Origin of the sequence: Jonquetella anthropi DSM 22815, from assembly GCF_000237805.1 — a bacterium.
Taxonomy (GTDB): Bacteria; Synergistota; Synergistia; order Synergistales; family Dethiosulfovibrionaceae; genus Jonquetella; species Jonquetella anthropi.
This window is the reverse complement of record NZ_CM001376.1, coordinates 541671-558039: the sequence shown is the minus strand read 5'-3', so window position 1 is coordinate 558039 and position 16369 is coordinate 541671. Positions and strand designations below refer to the sequence as shown.

The 16369-nt window shown below is 60.9% G+C and carries 15 protein-coding genes and 2 tRNA genes; 13 read left to right on the top strand and 4 right to left on the bottom strand.

Annotation, left to right across the window (positions count from 1 at the left end):
* Positions 1-40: 40 nt before the first annotated feature.
* The 5 genes from JONANDRAFT_RS02550 to JONANDRAFT_RS02530 all read left to right on the top strand — a co-directional run bounded on the left by JONANDRAFT_RS02550 (position 41) and on the right by JONANDRAFT_RS02530 (position 4019).
* Entirely contained in the window at positions 41-1633 is a 1593-nt protein-coding gene (locus JONANDRAFT_RS02550) for a peptide ABC transporter substrate-binding protein (protein ID WP_008522678.1), read from the top strand.
* Between the two features lie 198 nt (positions 1634-1831).
* Complete coding sequence (locus JONANDRAFT_RS02545) at positions 1832-2290, top strand: Hsp20/alpha crystallin family protein (RefSeq protein WP_008522675.1); 459 nt, start codon at positions 1832-1834, stop codon at positions 2288-2290.
* A gap of 102 nt (positions 2291-2392) precedes the next feature.
* A tRNA-Leu gene (locus JONANDRAFT_RS02540) sits at positions 2393-2477 on the top strand.
* 284 nt (positions 2478-2761) lie between these two features.
* On the top strand, positions 2762-3784 hold the full coding sequence (locus JONANDRAFT_RS02535; RefSeq protein WP_008522673.1) for a YeeE/YedE family protein: 1023 nt from the start codon (positions 2762-2764) through the stop codon (positions 3782-3784).
* A 13-nt stretch (positions 3785-3797) separates the two neighbouring features.
* Entirely contained in the window at positions 3798-4019 is a 222-nt protein-coding gene (locus JONANDRAFT_RS02530; RefSeq protein WP_008522671.1) for a sulfurtransferase TusA family protein, read from the top strand.
* An 83-nt stretch (positions 4020-4102) separates the two neighbouring features.
* On the opposite strand, the gene JONANDRAFT_RS02525 is transcribed toward JONANDRAFT_RS02530, so the two are convergent.
* Positions 4103-4176 (bottom strand) — tRNA-Gln (locus tag JONANDRAFT_RS02525).
* A gap of 107 nt (positions 4177-4283) precedes the next feature.
* Between JONANDRAFT_RS02525 and JONANDRAFT_RS02520 the strand changes: the two genes are divergently transcribed.
* Positions 4284-5348, top strand: a complete 1065-nt coding sequence (locus JONANDRAFT_RS02520; protein ID WP_008522669.1) for an A/G-specific adenine glycosylase — start codon at positions 4284-4286, stop codon at positions 5346-5348.
* 36 nt (positions 5349-5384) lie between these two features.
* Here the strand turns inward: JONANDRAFT_RS02520 and JONANDRAFT_RS02515 are convergent, their stop codons facing one another.
* The 3 genes from JONANDRAFT_RS02515 to JONANDRAFT_RS02505 form a co-directional block, all read right to left on the bottom strand.
* Positions 5385-5861 carry a peroxiredoxin gene (locus tag JONANDRAFT_RS02515; protein WP_008520518.1) on the bottom strand — a complete coding sequence of 159 codons (477 nt, stop codon included), beginning with the start codon at positions 5859-5861 and terminating at the stop codon, positions 5385-5387.
* Positions 5858-6064, bottom strand: a complete 207-nt coding sequence (locus JONANDRAFT_RS02510) for a cation transporter (protein WP_008522667.1) — start codon at positions 6062-6064, stop codon at positions 5858-5860. Before JONANDRAFT_RS02510 ends, JONANDRAFT_RS02515 begins: the two co-directional genes overlap by 4 nt.
* Positions 6065-6192: 128 nt before the next feature.
* Positions 6193-8790, bottom strand: coding sequence for an adenosylcobalamin-dependent ribonucleoside-diphosphate reductase (locus tag JONANDRAFT_RS02505; protein WP_008522666.1), 2598 nt, complete (start codon positions 8788-8790; stop codon positions 6193-6195).
* A 261-nt stretch (positions 8791-9051) separates the two neighbouring features.
* Here JONANDRAFT_RS02505 and JONANDRAFT_RS02500 point away from each other — a divergent pair, with 261 nt between their 5' ends.
* From JONANDRAFT_RS02500 to JONANDRAFT_RS02470, 7 genes are all read left to right on the top strand, one after another.
* Positions 9052-9588: a DNA-deoxyinosine glycosylase gene (locus tag JONANDRAFT_RS02500; RefSeq protein WP_008522665.1), complete on the top strand. Its 537-nt coding sequence runs from the start codon at positions 9052-9054 to the stop codon at positions 9586-9588.
* Positions 9585-10892, top strand: coding sequence for a CCA tRNA nucleotidyltransferase (locus JONANDRAFT_RS02495; RefSeq protein WP_008522664.1), 1308 nt, complete (start codon positions 9585-9587; stop codon positions 10890-10892). Before JONANDRAFT_RS02500 ends, JONANDRAFT_RS02495 begins: the two co-directional genes overlap by 4 nt.
* 23 nt (positions 10893-10915) lie before the next feature.
* The gene (locus JONANDRAFT_RS02490; protein ID WP_008520507.1) at positions 10916-11254 is read left to right on the top strand and encodes a DUF3870 domain-containing protein; all 339 of its coding nucleotides are present in this window, start codon (positions 10916-10918) and stop codon (positions 11252-11254) included.
* A 190-nt stretch (positions 11255-11444) separates the two neighbouring features.
* Complete coding sequence (locus JONANDRAFT_RS02485) at positions 11445-12641, top strand: DUF819 family protein (RefSeq protein ID WP_008522663.1); 1197 nt, start codon at positions 11445-11447, stop codon at positions 12639-12641.
* Between the two features lies 1 nt (position 12642).
* A complete protein-coding gene (locus JONANDRAFT_RS02480; protein WP_008520504.1) occupies positions 12643-13782 on the top strand; it encodes a dipeptide epimerase in 1140 nt (379 codons plus the stop codon).
* Positions 13779-15062, top strand: a complete 1284-nt coding sequence (locus JONANDRAFT_RS02475) for a C40 family peptidase (RefSeq protein ID WP_008520503.1) — start codon at positions 13779-13781, stop codon at positions 15060-15062. The genes JONANDRAFT_RS02480 and JONANDRAFT_RS02475 overlap by 4 nt, the downstream gene beginning before the upstream one ends.
* Before the next feature lies 1 nt (position 15063).
* Positions 15064-16359 (top strand): GntT/GntP/DsdX family permease, encoded by a 1296-nt coding sequence (locus tag JONANDRAFT_RS02470; protein WP_008522661.1) that lies wholly within the window; start codon positions 15064-15066, stop codon positions 16357-16359.
* Positions 16360-16369: the final 10 nt, after the last annotated feature.

Sequence of the window (16369 nt, the reverse complement as noted above, 5' to 3'; positions counted from 1 at the left end):
CCCATTGGGTCGGATCAATTGCGAAGGAGGGAATTACATAATGAATGGGAAAAAGGTTTTGTCACTGCTGGCTGGAGCGATGCTCCTTGCGACGGCCGCATGCGGGGCCGACAAGATGGTCACGTTCAACTTGGCCGTCGAGCCGCGCACGATTGACCCGGTGCTCAACAACGCCGTTGACGGGTCAATCGTCATCGTCAACATTTTTGAAGGGCTTGTCCGCATCGGCTTCAACGACGCTCCTGAACCGGGCTGCGCCGAGTCGTGGGACGTGTCTGACGACGGAATGACTTGGACGTTCCATCTGCGCGACGGCCTCAAGTGGTCGGACGGCAAGCCGCTCACTTCCGACGACTTCCGCTACGGCTTTGAGCGCCTGCTGGACAGCGCCAACGCGTCGCCCTACGCCTATTTGGGCTACTTCATCAAGAACGGCGAAAAGTTCTTCAAGGGCCAAGCCAAGGTTGAGGACCTGGGAATCGAAACGCCGGACGACCGCACCGTGATCCTTCACTTGGACTATCAGGCTCCGCTGCTGCTGGACTATCTGTCCTACCACGTGTTCTATCCGGCTCGCCGGGACATCGTCTCCAAGGACCCGAGAGGCTGGACGCTCAACACTCAGCCGCTGGTCTGCAACGGGCCGTTCTTCGTCTCCGAGTGGAAGCACAACAGCGAGATGACGCTTCAGAAGAACCCGTACTACTGGGACGCCGACAACGTCAAAATCGACGCCGTCAAGATGGTCATGATCACCGACAGCAACACGGCCCTTGCCGCGTACAAGTCGGGCAACGTCGACCTGATCAATCAGCTGCCGCCTCTGATGACGCCTCAGCTTCTGGCAAGCGGCGAAGCGAAGGTCGCCCCGACGCTGGGCACCAGCTTCTCCGTCTTCAACACCACGAGAAAGCCCTTTGACGACGTTCGGGTCCGCAAGGCCTTCGCCCTCGCCGTCGACCGTCAGGTTCTGGTTGACAAGGTCACCATGGGCGGACAGAAGCCGGCTCAGGCTTTTATCCCGTTCATCATCCCGGGCGTTGATCCGGCCGGCAAGGACTTCCGCGCCGAAGATCCCACCGAGTACCTGCCCATCCATGCCGACGTAGCCGCAGCTCAGAAACTGCTGGAAGAAGCCGGCTACCCGGGCGGCAAAGGCTTCCCCACCGTGACCTACGTCTACAACGGCAACCCGACCAACAAGGCGATCGCCGAAGCGCTCCAGGCCATGTGGAAGCAGAACCTGGGCGTCACCGTCGAGCTGTCCCAGCAGGAGTGGAAGGTGTTCATCGACACCCGGGTCCAGAAGAACTACGACATCGCCCGTCACGCTTACCTGGTCGACTTCTTCGACGCGGCTAGCCTGCTTGACCTGTGGATCTCCGACTCGTTCGAGAACGTCGTCGGCTTCAACAACGCCGAATATGACGCGCTGATGCGCGACTCGGCCCGCCAGATGGACCGGGCAAAACGCATCGACGACTTGCACAAGGCTGAGAAGATCCTGCTGGAGAACATGCCCGTTCTTCCCCTGTACTACTACTCCACGCCGTACCTGCTGAAAAGCCGGGTTGAAGGCGTCTACCTGTCGCCCCGCAACTGGGTATTCTTCCGCGGCGCCTCCGTCAAGTAAAGGCTCCTCCCCTGCCAGCCGGCTTCCGACCAAAGCCGGCTGGCTTTTTTGCGCCCGCGAAGACATAAAAGTTAATAAAGGTCAGCAAAATCATTTAGTCAGATATCGTCAAAACATATCTCTTAATTGACTAATACTGACCTATAATAGAGCCATCACGTCGAGAAGTGATATCCGGCGATAAGGAGGCTCATCATCATGACACCAATGATTAGAAGAAAGAATGTTCCGTACGTTACCCCGTGGGATTTGCTGGATCACGAATTTCAGAACCTGTTCGACGGCTTTCTCAGGCAGGAGGAACAAACGGCGGCCATGGACTTTTACCGTCAAGGCGACTCGTTTGTCGCCGAGATAGAGCTCCCCGGCTTCGAGCCCAAGGACGTGGACCTGCGGGTGTACAGGGATCACTTTGACGTGACGGCCAAGCGCCAGTCGTGCCAAGAGTCGAATGATCGGCAGCACTTCGTCAAGGAACGGACCGCGACGAGCTTCAGCCGGTCGGTCAGGTTCCCCGAGCCGGTCGACCCGGACCGCGTGACCGCGTCGTTCCAGAGCGGCCTGTTGAAGATTGCGGCTCCAGTCGCCGCGGCACAGCAGGCGCGAGTCATCAGCCTCTGCGACCCGGAAGAGCAAAAAACTGAACCGAAGGCGTAAAACGACCCGGCGGCGGCCCTAGGACCGCCGCCGGATTGTGTTTGACTGAACGGCAAAAAGAGTTGACGGGCGGCAATCCAGCCGGTATAATCATTGCCGTTCGCGGGAGTGGCGGAATTGGTAGACGCGCAAGACTAAGGATCTTGTGGGGAGACCCGTGGGAGTTCAATTCTCCCCTTCCGCACCAGAATTTTCAGTGCGCTCATCGGTTGATGAGCGCACTTTTTTGTGCCAACTTGCGGCCGCCTTCGTTTGAAGGCGGCCTTTTTACGACCCAGTCAAGCTGCCCTTACTGCTGCGGCCATACCCCTCAGCAGGCCATTCTCTCCCAGAATTGTTTTGAGAGACTCAGTCGCTAATTGTTATTTTATTTATGTACTTTATAAAATTATTGACTGTATTACAAGTTGCTGATATATTTAATTTATCTTCAAATTCATCTTTTTTTATTTTCATACAGGAGGTTGGGACATGTTAAGCGGTTTATTGATGGGGTTCGGGTTCGGATTCCTGCTCAAAAGGAGCCGAATCTGCATGGCCGGCGGGCTTCGGGACGTGTACCTTGAAAAGCGTCTGACCGGATTGTGGGTCATGCTTTTGATGATTTTCGTTCACAGCGTTATCTACTTCTGGCTGGTTGAGCGCGGGCTCGTTCCGGCGCCGGAGTTTAAGGACTTTCCGTTAGTCGCCACGGTCATCGGCGGACTGTTCTTCGGGTTCGGCGCGGTCATGTGCAACGGGTGCATTACCATGTCGCTGGTGAAGACTGGCGACGGCCGACTCGCCGGCGTCATGTCACTGCTCTCGTTCATGCTGTTCGCCACGTCGTCCAAGCAGGGATTCCTGTCCCCGTTAGTCAAGCAGATCCAGTCTGTGGCAAACGTGCCGAACAATTTCGTCACGTCGCTCCCGTTCAACCCGCTGTACTTTTCAGCCGTCTGTCTCGCGGTCGTCGTCATCTTCGCGATCATTGACAAGAAAAAAGAGGCGGTCGGATTCGCCCTTCCGCCTTCCCGGACCGGGCTTAATCACCTGTTCTTCGAGCGGATCTGGGACCGCCGGTTCACCGCGGCGCTCATCGGCGTTCTGGCCGGCTTCAGTTTCTACTTCAGCTTTCTCACCGGGCGCAACGGCGGCTGGGGAATCACGACGCCGATCGTCTCATGGGTCAACGCCTTCTCGTTCGGCACGTACAAACTGAGCTGGGCGAGCTACTTCGTCCTTGGCATCATCATTGGTTCTTTTGTCTGCGCCGCGGGAAGCTGCGAGTTCAGTTTCAAGGGGACCGACGGCCCAACCCTCGTCCGCTCGTTTATCGGCGGCGCGTTCATGGCTTTCGGCGCCGTCCTCGGACAGGGCTGCCTCGTCGGCCACGGGATCACCGGGACCGCCCGGCTTTCCGTTCAGGCGTGGGTTGGCCTGCTCTCCATCGTCGGCGGGCTGTGGCTGGGAGCTTGGGTGTACTACGCCAGGCAGCTTTCAGCAAAAAAATAAAGGAGGTTACCTTATGAACATCAAGCTCGATACCATGGGAAAAGACTGCCCCATTCCGTTGATCGAACTGAAAAAGGCGGTTGCCGGCAGCAGCAAAGGAGACGTCATCGAGATCACCTTCACCTGCCCCGAAGCGGTGACAAATCTCCCCAGATACTGCAAGGAAGAAAACCACGAGGTCATCTCGTTCGAGTCCATCGGCCCGGGCGCTTGGAAGATGGTCATCAAGAACTAAGACGTTCCGCATCGCAAGAAGGGGTCCCGCCGAGGCGGGACCCCTTCTGTTATCTTTCAGCCGCCGGTCGGACGGTAAAAAAGTGGCTACCCCGCCTGGATTCGAACCAGGATCAAGGGAACCAAAATCCCTTGTGCTGCCGTTGCACCACGGGGTAGCAAACAGGGCTATTATACCAGTTCCTTTTCAAAGGTGAAGACGCCGGAAAAATAAAAACGTTGCCCGACCGAAGGGAGCTTTGTATCATATTTGACGCGGGGGGTGATGACGCTGGAAGAATCAATTGACTGGGCTGGCGCGAGCCGTGCCTTGGCCGAATGGTACAGAGAAAACGGCCGGCATTTGCCCTGGCGGCTCACCGCCGACCCGTACGCAGTTTGGGTGTCCGAGACGATGCTCCAGCAGACCCAAGTGAGCCGCGTCGTCCCGCTCTATTTGGCTTGGCTCAGCGCCTTCCCGAACTGCCGAAGTCTGGCTGAGGCTGACGAGAGCGCTGTCCTGTCGCTGTGGCGCGGGCTTGGATACTACAGCCGAGCCAGAAACATGCTGGCGTCGGCCCGACTGATCGTCAGCGCCGGGTACGACGGGCCGCCCAACGACCAAGCGTTCCTCGCCGGGCTTCCCGGTTTTGGGCCTTATACCGCCGCCGCCGTCCGAGCTTTGGCGTACGACGAACCGACGGCCGCTCTGGACGGCAACCTGCGGCGGGTCTCCAGCAGGCTGACCGACTTAGACAAAGACCCCGCCTTGTCAGAGGGGAACAAAGTCTGCCAACGGGCGGTCGAGTCCCTCATGAAGTTTCAGTCGCCCCGACTGCTCACCAATGCCCTGATGGATCTCGGGAGCGGCCCCTGCGCGCCTCGCCCGCGGTGTCTTCTCTGCCCGTTGGAGCCGTACTGTCTGGCGCGAAAGCGCGGGACGACGGCCCTTCGGCCCGTCCGCCGAGCCGCTCGTCCGATCAGGCGCCGGTTCGGCGCCGCGTTGCTTTTCTCGACTCAGACCAAGCTGGCCGTCCGACAGCGTCCCAAGGGCGGCCTGTGGAGCGAGTTCTGGGAGATCCCGTGGGAGGTCGGCAGCGATGGCGAGGACTCGGGCGTGACGGCCCGCCGTCTGGCCGCGAGCTTGGGCGAAGAGTCGTTCCCCGAGCCACTGACGCCCTCCGTGACGATGAGATTCACCTCGTGGCAGGTGGAGACGAAGCTGTTCCGCGCGGCCAGCCAGCCTACCGGCACAGAGCTTCTTCCAGTTGACGACGCCCTGAGCCTGCCGATGCCGCTGGGCATTCTGCGCCTTCTGCGCGAAGCGCTCCAATCCGGCCTGATTCGCTGAAAAAAGGAGAGCTCCCTCGGGAGCTCTCCTTTTTTATTAACCGGCGTCTGTCAGCTCGCGAATTTTTTCGAGCACCTTGACGGCGTGCCCTTTGGCTCTTGCCGCTTTCCAGACCCACGCGACGGTTCCGTCAGGAGCGACGATGACCGTGCTGCGCTTGACGCCGACCGACCGCTTGCCATACAGGACTTTTTCGCCCCACGAGCCTACCCGCTCCATGAACTCGTGAGACGAGTCGCTCAGCAGGTTCACGGTCAGGTTCCGTTTCTCCTGAAACTGGGCGTGAGTCTCCGGGCTGTCCGGGCTGATCCCCCACAGGAGAACGCCCAACGCCTCAAACTGGGGAAGAAGCTCGGAGAACTCCTCCGCTTCGGTCGTGCAGCCCGGCGTCATGTCCTTCGGGTAGAAGTAAAGGACAGCCCAGTGCCCGGCCAGAGCCACCCCACTTACCGATGTCCCGGTCTGGTCCGGCAGGGAAAAAGGCGGCAGCGGACTTCCGATCTCAATCATCATGCCTGCCGAAGGGTCGCCGTGTAGCCCGTGTCGGCGAGCACTTTAGGGACGTCGATTTCGTCTTTGCTCACCGTCACGGTTCTCTCTTCCAAGCTCACCTTGCAGCCGAAAAATCCGGCCCCGGCAGCCTTGAGCGCCGCGGCGATTTTTTTCTTGCAGTGTTCGCAGTGCATGTCAGGAACGTCGTACACCCTTTTCCCCATGTCGAGCTCTCCTCTCTTTTCCTGTGTTTATTATATGTTAGCACTCTTAACAGGTTTGGAACTCGTCACGTTTTGACGAATCGAAAATCATTAAAGTTTTCTGTCGGCCTTTACTCAGTTCGCCATCGCTATTTGCACGGGCTGTAGCCGCAGCTGAAGCAGTACGCGCAGCCGCCGACCAATTCCATCGGCGCGCCGCACTCCGGGCAGGTGTGAGTTCCCTCAGCGGGCCGCTCGTCCTGCTCAATGAGCTTGCCCAACAGGATCGCCAGCGCGTCGGGAATGGACCGCACCACTAAGCTGTCGTCGCAGTCGAACGTCCAGTACTCCTTGCCCGACAGCCCCCTGAGGGTGGAGATGAAGTCTTCCAAGTGACCGCCGCTTCGCAGGCCAATGGAGATGACTCGAGAGAGAGCTTCCGTCATGGACTTGAGTTCTGAACCGCTCTTGCCGAGGGAGGCGAACACCTCGAACGGCTCCGAGCCATCGTAGTTGAGGGTGACGAACAGGCTTCCCCACGGCGTCACGTCTTTAATCGTCTTGCCCATCACGATCGGCGTACTCCGCTGCTTGACCCGGCCGGTGTGAGCCGTTTTGACAACCGGCGTCTGGCCGTCCGGCGCGGGAGCGGCCTTCTCGGCCGGTTTCGAGACCTCGATAGGCTGCTCGCTTCGCGATCCGTCCCGATAAATGGTAATGCCCTTGCAGCCCAAGTCGTAGCACCGCTCGTACACGGCCTTGACGTCGTCCACTGTGGCGCTCGACGGCAGGTTCACCGTCTTGCTGATGCCCGAGTCGACGTACCGGGCGAAAATCCCGGTCACTTCCACGTGTCCTTCCGGCGACAGGTCGTAGGCCGTCACGAACCGGGGATCTTCCAGCTTGCCGCCTGCCGACAGCTGACGCTTGCCCTCGTCAGTCACCAGCCGGTGGAAGTACTGCCGAGTCTCGTACCCGTTGCCGTCCGACTTCATGACCTTGCGGTTCCAGCTCCAGGCGAAGTTCGGCTCAATTCCCGCCGAGGCGTCTAGCAGCATGGAGATCGACCCGGTCGGGGCGATGCTGAGCCGACGGCTGTTTCTCATGCGCCCGCCGAGGACGGCGCCCAGAAGCCGCCGAAGCTCTTCCGGCGAGCCGCCTTCCAGCCGTTTTAAAACGCCCGGCGCAGCCTGCAGCGTGTTGCACAGCGTATACGGCAGCCCCAATTCCTTCATGCGGCCGACGACCCGGAGGAAGCCCTCTTCGTCCAGCGTCTCCATCGTCTGGGACATAAACAGATCGCCGCCCAGCTCGTCCCGAAGCGGGGCGAACAGCTTGACGACCGCCGAAGAAGCCGCGAACGGCTCCTTGCCCAGATGGTCGACCGAATCGACTGTGGCCAAAAGCGCGCAGACTGCCATGACCGACGCCAGCCGGTCGCAGAACCCGGAAAATTCGGGTGAGCCGTACACCAGCCCGGACGCGATGGCAGCGTCGGCCAGTCCCATCAAACCCAGCCCGACGGGCCGTATCTGGCGGGTTCTCCGGCCGATACGCTCCAGCGGGTACGAGCACGAGTCGATGACCAGATCAAGATAGACCATGGAACGGTAGACCTGATCGACGAACCGGGCCTCGTCGAATGCCAGCTGTCCCGACCCGTCGGGCGCGACGAACGCCGACAGGTTGATGGACCCTAAGTTACAGCTGGTGTAGTTGGGGAGCGGCTGCTCGCCGCACGGGTTGGTTGATTCGATGACGAACTCCGGGTCCTCGCGCAGCAGGTTGTCCGCCCCGGCCCGGTCGATGAAGAACACCCCCGGATCCCCGCGGCGCCAAGCGTTTGAGCACAGCTTGTCCCAGAGCTGAGCGGCCGGAACGGTCGCGGCGGTCTTGCCGTCCACACGCGAGACCAGCGGGAAGTCTCCCCCTTCTCTGGCAGCGTTCACCAGCCGGTCGGACACGCAGACGGAGATGTTGAAGTACGGTAGCCGGCCGTCCTCGGTCTTGGCGTCCATGAACCGTTCGATATCCGGGTGATTGTCCGGCAACATGCCCATCAGGGCAGCCCGCCGGCGTCCTCCTTGGACGACCACGCTGCCCATGGTGTTCCACGTCTCCATGAACGAGACTGGCCCGGACGCTTTGCCGCCCGTGCCGCCCTTGATCGGGGCGCCCGACTCCCGCAGATGGCCGAAGTTCGCCCCCACGCCGCCGCCGTACTTGCTGATGATGGCCGCGTCCTTCACCGCGTCGAATATGCCTTCGATGCTGTCCGGCACGCTCACCACGAAGCAGGCGAAAAGCTGCTGGTTCGCGGTCCTCCCCTCGGCCAACCGGCGGTAGTCCTCCCAAGAGAGCTCGTCAGGTGAACAGTAGATGATTCGGCTCCACTGGGGCTGGACCGTGAGGCCCGCGCCGCACCCGTAAAGGCACGGCGAGTTGAACAGGAACTGAAAGTTCAAGATGTCGGAGAACAGATTCTTCTCCAGCGTCCGTATCCAGCCGATCTCAGACTCGGGCGCGTAAGCAGTCTCAGAGGCGGCCAGCACACGGGACACTCGGCGGGCGACTTCCTCGATGCCGCGCTCGGGCCGGCAGGCTTTCAGTTCGTCGTCCCACCGGTCAAGGCAGTAGCGCTGAGCCAAAAGCCAACGGGCGTTCTCCGACCCGCGGGGTGACAGGGGATTTTCCAACAGTCCGACGTCGATGTCGGAACGAAATCGATTCTTCAGGAAAACGTGCATCTGCTTCTCTCCATTCTGAACGTAAGTGTGTTTCGAATACTGACTCATTGTAGCAGGAATCGTCCCCCTCGAACGGCTCAGAAAAGCGGGAAATTTTTTGGCCAAGCGACGGGGACTGCCGTGCTATACTCGAAGTGAAAATTTCGCCGAATCGCGTTTCATACCTCTTCCTGACAGTTTCGGCGTGAAGCGAGGCGAACTGCCACGTCCCAGCAAAACCATCGGCCCACCGACGAAAAAAAGACCCAAACGCCAGTCCGGCTGGTTCACCCTCTGGCGCCGGTCTGGGACGAGAGAAGCCGCGTCCTCGTGCTCGGCTCGTTCCCGTCGCCGAAGTCGCGGGAAGCCGGGTTCTACTACGCCCACCCGCGCAACAGGTTTTGGCCCCTCCTGTGCCGGCTTCTCGGCTGTCCGACGCCGCCCGATACGGCTGGAAGAAAGGCCCTGTGCCTGTCCGTCGGCCTTGCCCTCTGGGATGTCGTTGGCTCCTGCACGATCATCGGCGCGAGCGACAGCACGATTGAGGACGTGCGGGCCAATGACCTGTCCCCGCTGCTGAGCGGCGCGCCGATTCGAAAGATCTTCACCACCGGAGCGGCTGCCGCGCGGCTGTACCGCCAGTTCATCGAGCCGATTTCCGGACGGCCGGCAGAAAGTTTGCCGTCGACGAGCCCAGCCAACGCGGCGTGGACCTTTCCCCGGCTGCTTGAGGCCTACCGGCCTCTGGCCGACGCTCTTCAAACCGCTGACAGCGACGACAAAGAAGACGACAAAGAAAGCGAGGCATTCCCCGCATGATCTCCCTTCCCTCAAGCGCCCGCAAGGTGATGGACGCGCTGGAAAGAAACGGCTTCTCGGTTTTTCTGGTCGGCGGATACCTGCGCGACACTCTGATGGGCCGTAAGCCCGGCGATATCGACCTAGCCACCGACGCCAAACCGAAGGACGTCACTGCGCTGTTCGGCGCGAAGTACACCTTGGAAACCGGCGTCAAGCACGGCTCCGTGACGGTCATGTCCGACGGCCTGCCTATCGAGGTCACCACGTTTCGATCCGAGGGCGCGTACGCCGACAAACGCCACCCGAACAGCGTCAGTTTCCTGACGAACGTCACCGAGGACCTTCGTCGCCGGGACTTCACGGTCAACGCCATGGCATGGAACCCGGAACACGGGCTGATTGACCCGGTCGGCGGCAGGGAAGACCTTCAGCGCCGCAGGATCCGCTGCGTCGGCAACCCGGACGAGCGTTTCGCCGAGGACGGGCTGCGAATTTTGCGGGCGCTGCGCTTCGCCTCTCAGCTGAACTTTTCGATCGACCCGAGGGCCGATGAGGCGCTGAACCGATTCACCTCAAGCCTCGAAAACGTTTCGGTTCCCCGGGTATGGCACGAGCTTTCGCTGTTCTTTCAGGGCGTCCGGCCGGGAAGGCTGTTCGCCTCCCACCTGCCGGTGTTCGCCGCGGTCATCCCCGAGCTGGCGTTCCTCTGCGACAACTCCCCGCTGTCGTTTCAAGCGGCGACTGACGCGGCCCGCTGGCTTGACGCGGTGCCTCAGGACCTGCCCCTCCGTCTGGCCGCGCTCTTTTCTGCCGTCGCTCCGGACCAACAGGAGGCGGCTTTTCTGGCAAAAAGCGTCTTAGAAGACCGGCTCCAAACCGATCGAAACACCCGCCGGGCCGTTCAAAGCCTGCTCAAGTATCCCGCCATCGCGCTGAAAACCCCCGACGAGGCCAGAGCCCTGCTCAAGGCTGTGGGAAGGGAAACCGCCCTCGATTGGCTTGGGCTCGTCCTGCCTATTCTCTCCCAACAGGAGGGCGAGGGGACCAGTCGGATTCTGAGCGCAGTTCTGGAATGCAATCTCCCGTTGGACGTTTCCCAGCTGGCGGTGAAGGGAAGCGACCTCATCGACTTAGGGTGCCTTCCCGGACCTCTGATCGGGGAAATCCTCTCCACCCTGCTGGACGAGGTCTTCGCCGGACGGCTGCCCAACGAACGGCCTGCCCTGCTTCGCCGGGCCGTCCTGATGTTGGAGCGAACTTCAGCAATTCAAAGCGGCACTTCTTCATCAACAAGTTGCAGTCAAGGGAATTCATCAGTATAATCAAGGCAATCAGGAGGCGCGCTGTGAACCCAACTCCGGAGAAACTCTGCGTCATCGGCAACGCGAGGGTCAAAGAGGGCAATCCGATCACCCATCTGTACTCGTCGTTCTTCATCACTTTTATCGTGGACAGCGAGACGGGGACGATTCTTGACGCGGAGGCGTCCATGACGCTTGACCTGACCCGCCGGTTCGTGAGGGATCTTCTGTCCGGCAGAAGCTTGGCGGACGTCGATGAGAGCCTCATCCAGCTGATCAGCTGCTGTTACCTCGGCTCGTCACAGAAAGCCATGTGCGTTGCCTACCGGGACGCGGTGAAAAAATACCGGGCTTGGCGCCAGGGCCTGATCATCACCGAATAAAACAATCGCTGCCTTGTCTGTCAGCCTGCCCGCGTCGAGCGGTCAGCTGTGAGGAGAAGATCCAGCGGACACCATGGCCCTGTCGAGGGTCTGTGTGTCCGCTGTTTTTGTAGGGCTTTTCCCTTCCCATCAGGAGGGTTCAGCAGTTTTACAGCACGAAGCAACGCTTATATCACAAGGAGGAGACGCTATGTTGACATCAGGTTTTGCTTATCTCGCGTTTTTAACGTGCTTCGCCGGAGTCGTGTCCACGCTGGAACGTAAGTACAAGGACACGCTGTTTTTCAAGTACGTCCCCACGCCGGTCCTGCTGTACCTGCTCTGCATGATTTTCGCCACTTTCGACCTGTGGCAGAACACGCCGGAGATCAAAGAGACCTACAAGACCGTCAAAGGCCACATTATCCCCGCGATGATCTTCGTCATGCTCCTGCGGTGCGATATCCGAAAGATCATCAAGCTGGGGCCGCGGATGCTCCTCGGCTTCTTCTCCGCCACGATCACCATCATGATCGGCTTCATCGTCATGTTCGCGATGATGAAAGGCGGCTTCGGCCCGGAGAGCTGGAAGACTTGGGGCGCCCTAGCAGGAAGCTGGATCGGCGGGACGGCCAACATGGTGGCAGTCCAAGGAGCTCTGGGCATTTCAGACTCGTCGATGGGCTACACGCTGCTGGTCGATAACGTCAACTACTCCATCTGGGTCATCCTGCTCCTGGCGACCGTCCCGTTTGCCGGCAAGTTCAACAAGTGGACCAAGAGCGACACTTCGGTTATCGACGCCCTCGGCTCTCAGCTGAGCGGCGGCGAGCAGAAGAAACGCACTTCCATTGAAGTGAGCGACCTGTGCCTGCTGTTCGGCGCCGGACTTCTTGCCTCGGCCCTGTCCCAGTGGCTGGCCTCCTACGCCTCTCCCGCTCTGATCAACGTCTTCGGCAAGAGCGACTTCCTCTCGGTCTCAACTCTGACCATCGTCATCGCCACGATTTTCGGGCTGATCTGCGCCACCACCGCTCTGGGAGAAATTCCCGGCTCGTCGCCGGTCTCCATGACGCTGCTGTACTTAATGATCTGCCTTATCGCGTCGAGAGCCTCGTTCAAGGAACTGACCGACGCCCCGTACTACCTGCTGGCCGGCGCGGTTATTCTGGGCATTCACGCCCTGCTGATGGCCCTGTTGGCCAAGATCTTCAAGCTCGACCTGTTCACCTGCGCCACCGCCTCTCTGGCCAACATCGGAGCCGTTGCCGCCGCGCCGATCGTCGCCGCGGCCTACAAGGAAGCCCTCGTCCCGATCGGCGTTCTGATGGCGCTCATGGGATACGTGTGCGGGACCTTCGGCGGACTCTTCGTCGCGAAAATCCTGTCCATGATGGCAGGCGCTTAACATGTCCCGCATTGTCGCTCTTCACTGGGGACGAATTGAAGCCCCCCTGCGGGTTCCGTTCAAAACGTCGGTTCGGCAGGTCAGCACGCTGGTTGATTTCCCGGTGATTATCGAGGCCAACGACGGCCGGCAGGGTCTGGGAAGCGCGCCGCCGACCGCAAAGGTCACAGGCCACACGGAAGGCGCGATTTTAGGAGCCTACGCGGAAATCGCCGCCGCGCTGATCGGCAGGGACGCGGACGACCTGGCCGAAAACCTTCGGGCCCTGAGCCATTCGATCGTCGCCAACAGCTCCGCGAAGGCGGCCGTGGACGGTGCCCTTCACGACCTGTGGGCGAAAGGCCTCGGCGTCCCGCTCTGGAAGGCGCTGGGCGGCTCAGGCGGCTCGGTGGAAACGAACGTCACGATCAGCGTCAACGCGCCGGACGTGATGGCTAAAGACAGCCTCGACGCGATCGGACGGGGCTTCCGCACCCTGAAGACGAAGGTCGGACTTGACCCCGAAGTTGACCTGCAGCGCCTGACGGCTATCCGTCAGGCGGTGGGAAAAGACGTGACGTTGCGAATCGACGCCAACCAGGGGTGGAACGCCCGTCAGGCCCTGCGGATGCTCGATGCGATGCAGGAAAAGGACCTGGATATCGAGCTGGTGGAACAGCCCGTCCCGGCTTGGGACCTGAAAGGTCTCGCCGAAGTGGCGCGCCAGTCCCCCGTCCCTGTCGTGGCGGATGAAAGCTGCTGGACGGCCGATCAGGCCCGCCGGCTGATGGACGACTCGCCCGTGTGGCCCAATATCAAGCTGATGAAGTGCGGCGGGCTGGCGGAAGCCAAGCGGATCGTCGCCTTGGCCGAAATTTACGGCCGGGAAGTGATGCTCGGGAGCATGCTGGAAGGGAAAATCAGCGTCTCCGTCGCCGTCGCTCTGGCGCTGTGCCGGGGCGTGGCGACCCGGCTCGACTTGGACGGCCCGGCTCTGGTCGTAAAAGACGACGTGGTCGGAGGGCCGGAGTTCAACGGCCCGAAGATCAGCGCGTGGGAAGGCCCCGGCCTGGGGCTGGCCGGCGTAACCAATTTCCAGCTTTTGGGCGGTTCAGGTGTCGGGAACTTTGACGCCAGCCGCTTCATCGTGAGGGAGGGATGACCGTGAAAAAGTTTTTAGCACTGGCCTGCTGCCTGCTTCTGGCGGCGCCCGCGTACGCGAGTTGGGGCGTGGTAAAAGCCGACTTGCTTTCCACCACCAACGATGACGGCACAGAGCGGGACGACGAGCTGCTGTGCGGCCAAATCGTCCAGATCCTGAGCGAGAAGAATAAGGCCGGGCTGGTCGATGTGAAGACCGAGGGGCGGTACGAAACCTTTCTCTCGCCGGAAGCTCTCGTGATCACCGAAGACGAACCGGCGTGGGCCAAAGAGCGGAACCGCCGGGTCGCGTCCATCCGCGCCGACGTGCTGCCCCAACCGGACACATCGTCATACCCGCCGCTGATTTCTCTGCCCCGGGCGTCTTGGGTCAAGGCCGAGCAGAGCAAAGAAAAAGAATGGGCTCAGGTCACCCTGCCCGACGGCCGAGTAGGTTTCATGAAGTGGGCGTCCCTGCGTCAGCCCCGCCAGTGGGGCGAGTTTGACGAAGCGGCGACCCGGGCGAACTTAGTCAAAGACGCCGTCTCGTACATGGGCACCGGGTACCGCTGGGGCGGCAAGTCGCCTGACGGCATTGACTGCTCCGGCCTGACGGCGATCGTTTACGACCTGAACGGTCTGGTGATCTACCGCAACTCTCGGCCTGAGGCGGGCTTCCCAATCGCCTGTATCGCGCCCGAAGCGGAGCCGGATGGGACCTTCACCCTTCAGGATCTGGACAAAATGGGCCTCAAGCCCGGCGATTTGCTCTTCTGGCCGGGCCACACCGGCATGTACCTCGGGAACGGCAAGTACATTCACTCGAACGGCCGGACGTTCGACACCTGCGTCAACTCTCTGCTCAAAGACGACCCGGACTACCGGAACGACTTGGCGACGACCCAAACTCTGGTCTCGTTCGGCACCGCGTTCCCGTCCGCGCCGGATCAGCTACTCGTCAAAGAGCTCTGGGCCGAGCCGGGCGAGCGGGACGGCAAGAAGGGCTGGTTCATCCGAGTCCGCGCCCAAGGCTACGCGCCCACGAAGGTTTTAATTTACCCGAAAGGCGCCGATAAGCCGGACGACTGCATCGTCGTTGACGCGCCCCGGCGGATGTGTTTGGAAAAGCGCGGCTCCACCCATAAAGCGCTTCCGTTCGTGACCTACGATGAGGAAGGCAGCTACCGCCCAGCGGTCAAGCTGATCAACGACGCCGGGTGGCTGCCCGGAGGCAAGCCGATCGAAAGCGACGTCGTCACCTTGGCCGAACCGCTCGTTTGGCCGATGAAGGAGACGAACTGACATGAACGGCCTGTGGGCGCTCGTTCCGCTGGTCCTGTACATCGTCCTGTGCTTCTGTCCGTTCGGGCAGATCTTCGCCGTCATCGCCGGAATTATCGTCGCGGCGGTTATGGGCGGACACGGCCTGATGGACGTGGCCGCCGGCATTCGGGCCGGCATGGGCTCGTTTCTGGGCTACATCGGCCTGATCATTTTGCTCGGCGGCGGGCTCGGCATGGTCCTCAAGCGCACCGGCGTGGTGAACTGCCTCGTCGCGTGGATCACCGGGAAAATGAAAGTCGACTCCCAGAGAAAGGCCTTCCTGCTCGTCATGATCTGCTCGGTGCTCATCGTCAGCGTTCTGGGCACCATGGCCGGCGGCAACGCCATTCTGGCCCCGGTGCTGATTCCTATCGCCGCGTCGGTGGGCGTCGTTCCCAACGCCATGGCGGTTCTGCTCCACGGCGCCGGCGCCACAGGGCTGTTCCTCGGCCCCTTCACCCCACCGGTCGTCGCGCTGATGGAGTTCACCGGCGTCAGCTATCCCCAGTACCTGCTCAACGCAGGCATTCCGATTTCCCTCATCATGTGGATCGTCACGTTCTTCTGGGCCGGCAGAGTGCAGAAGAAATATGCCGGCGTCACCTGCTACGCTGAACAGGCCGAAGAGGCCGCTTTGGACTTGGCCAACTATCGCCCGGACGGCCGAACCAAACTGGCCACGGCGACGTTCTTCGTCGTGCTGATCGGGCTGGTCGTCTGGGGCATTTCCATCGGCGGCGGCTCGACGTTCGTCCTCGGCCTGATGCTCGTCACGGCCGCCTTGACCGGCCTCGCCGGACGGCTCAAGGTCAAGGAGATCATCGACGCGGTATGCGACGGCGCCCGGCCGCTCGTTTGGCTTTTCTTCTTCTTCGTCCTGCTCGATCCGTTCATCAATTTCATCTCCGATGCCGGCGCGTTTCAGGCTCTGGCCGGCGTTCTGGCGCCTTACGTTGAGAAGAGCGGGCATGTGGCGTTCGTCGCCTTCACTACCCTAGTCGGTATCTTCGGCGTGCCCGGCGCGGCCGTCGCTCAGGCGGAAGTGCTCAATAAGATGTTCCTCGAACTGGCTCAGGCTCAGGGGATTCCGATGGTCCTGTGGGCCGCAGTTCTGTTGGTCGGCTCTCAGATGACATCGTTCGCTATGCCCGAAGGGGACATGCAGGGACAAATGGGGCTGGCCCGGTCGGATGACTTGAAGTCGGTTCTCTGCAACGGCTGGCTGATCTGCCTCTTCACGACCCTTTACGTCGTCGTTCGGGCTTTCTTCATCTGAGTGTGACGTC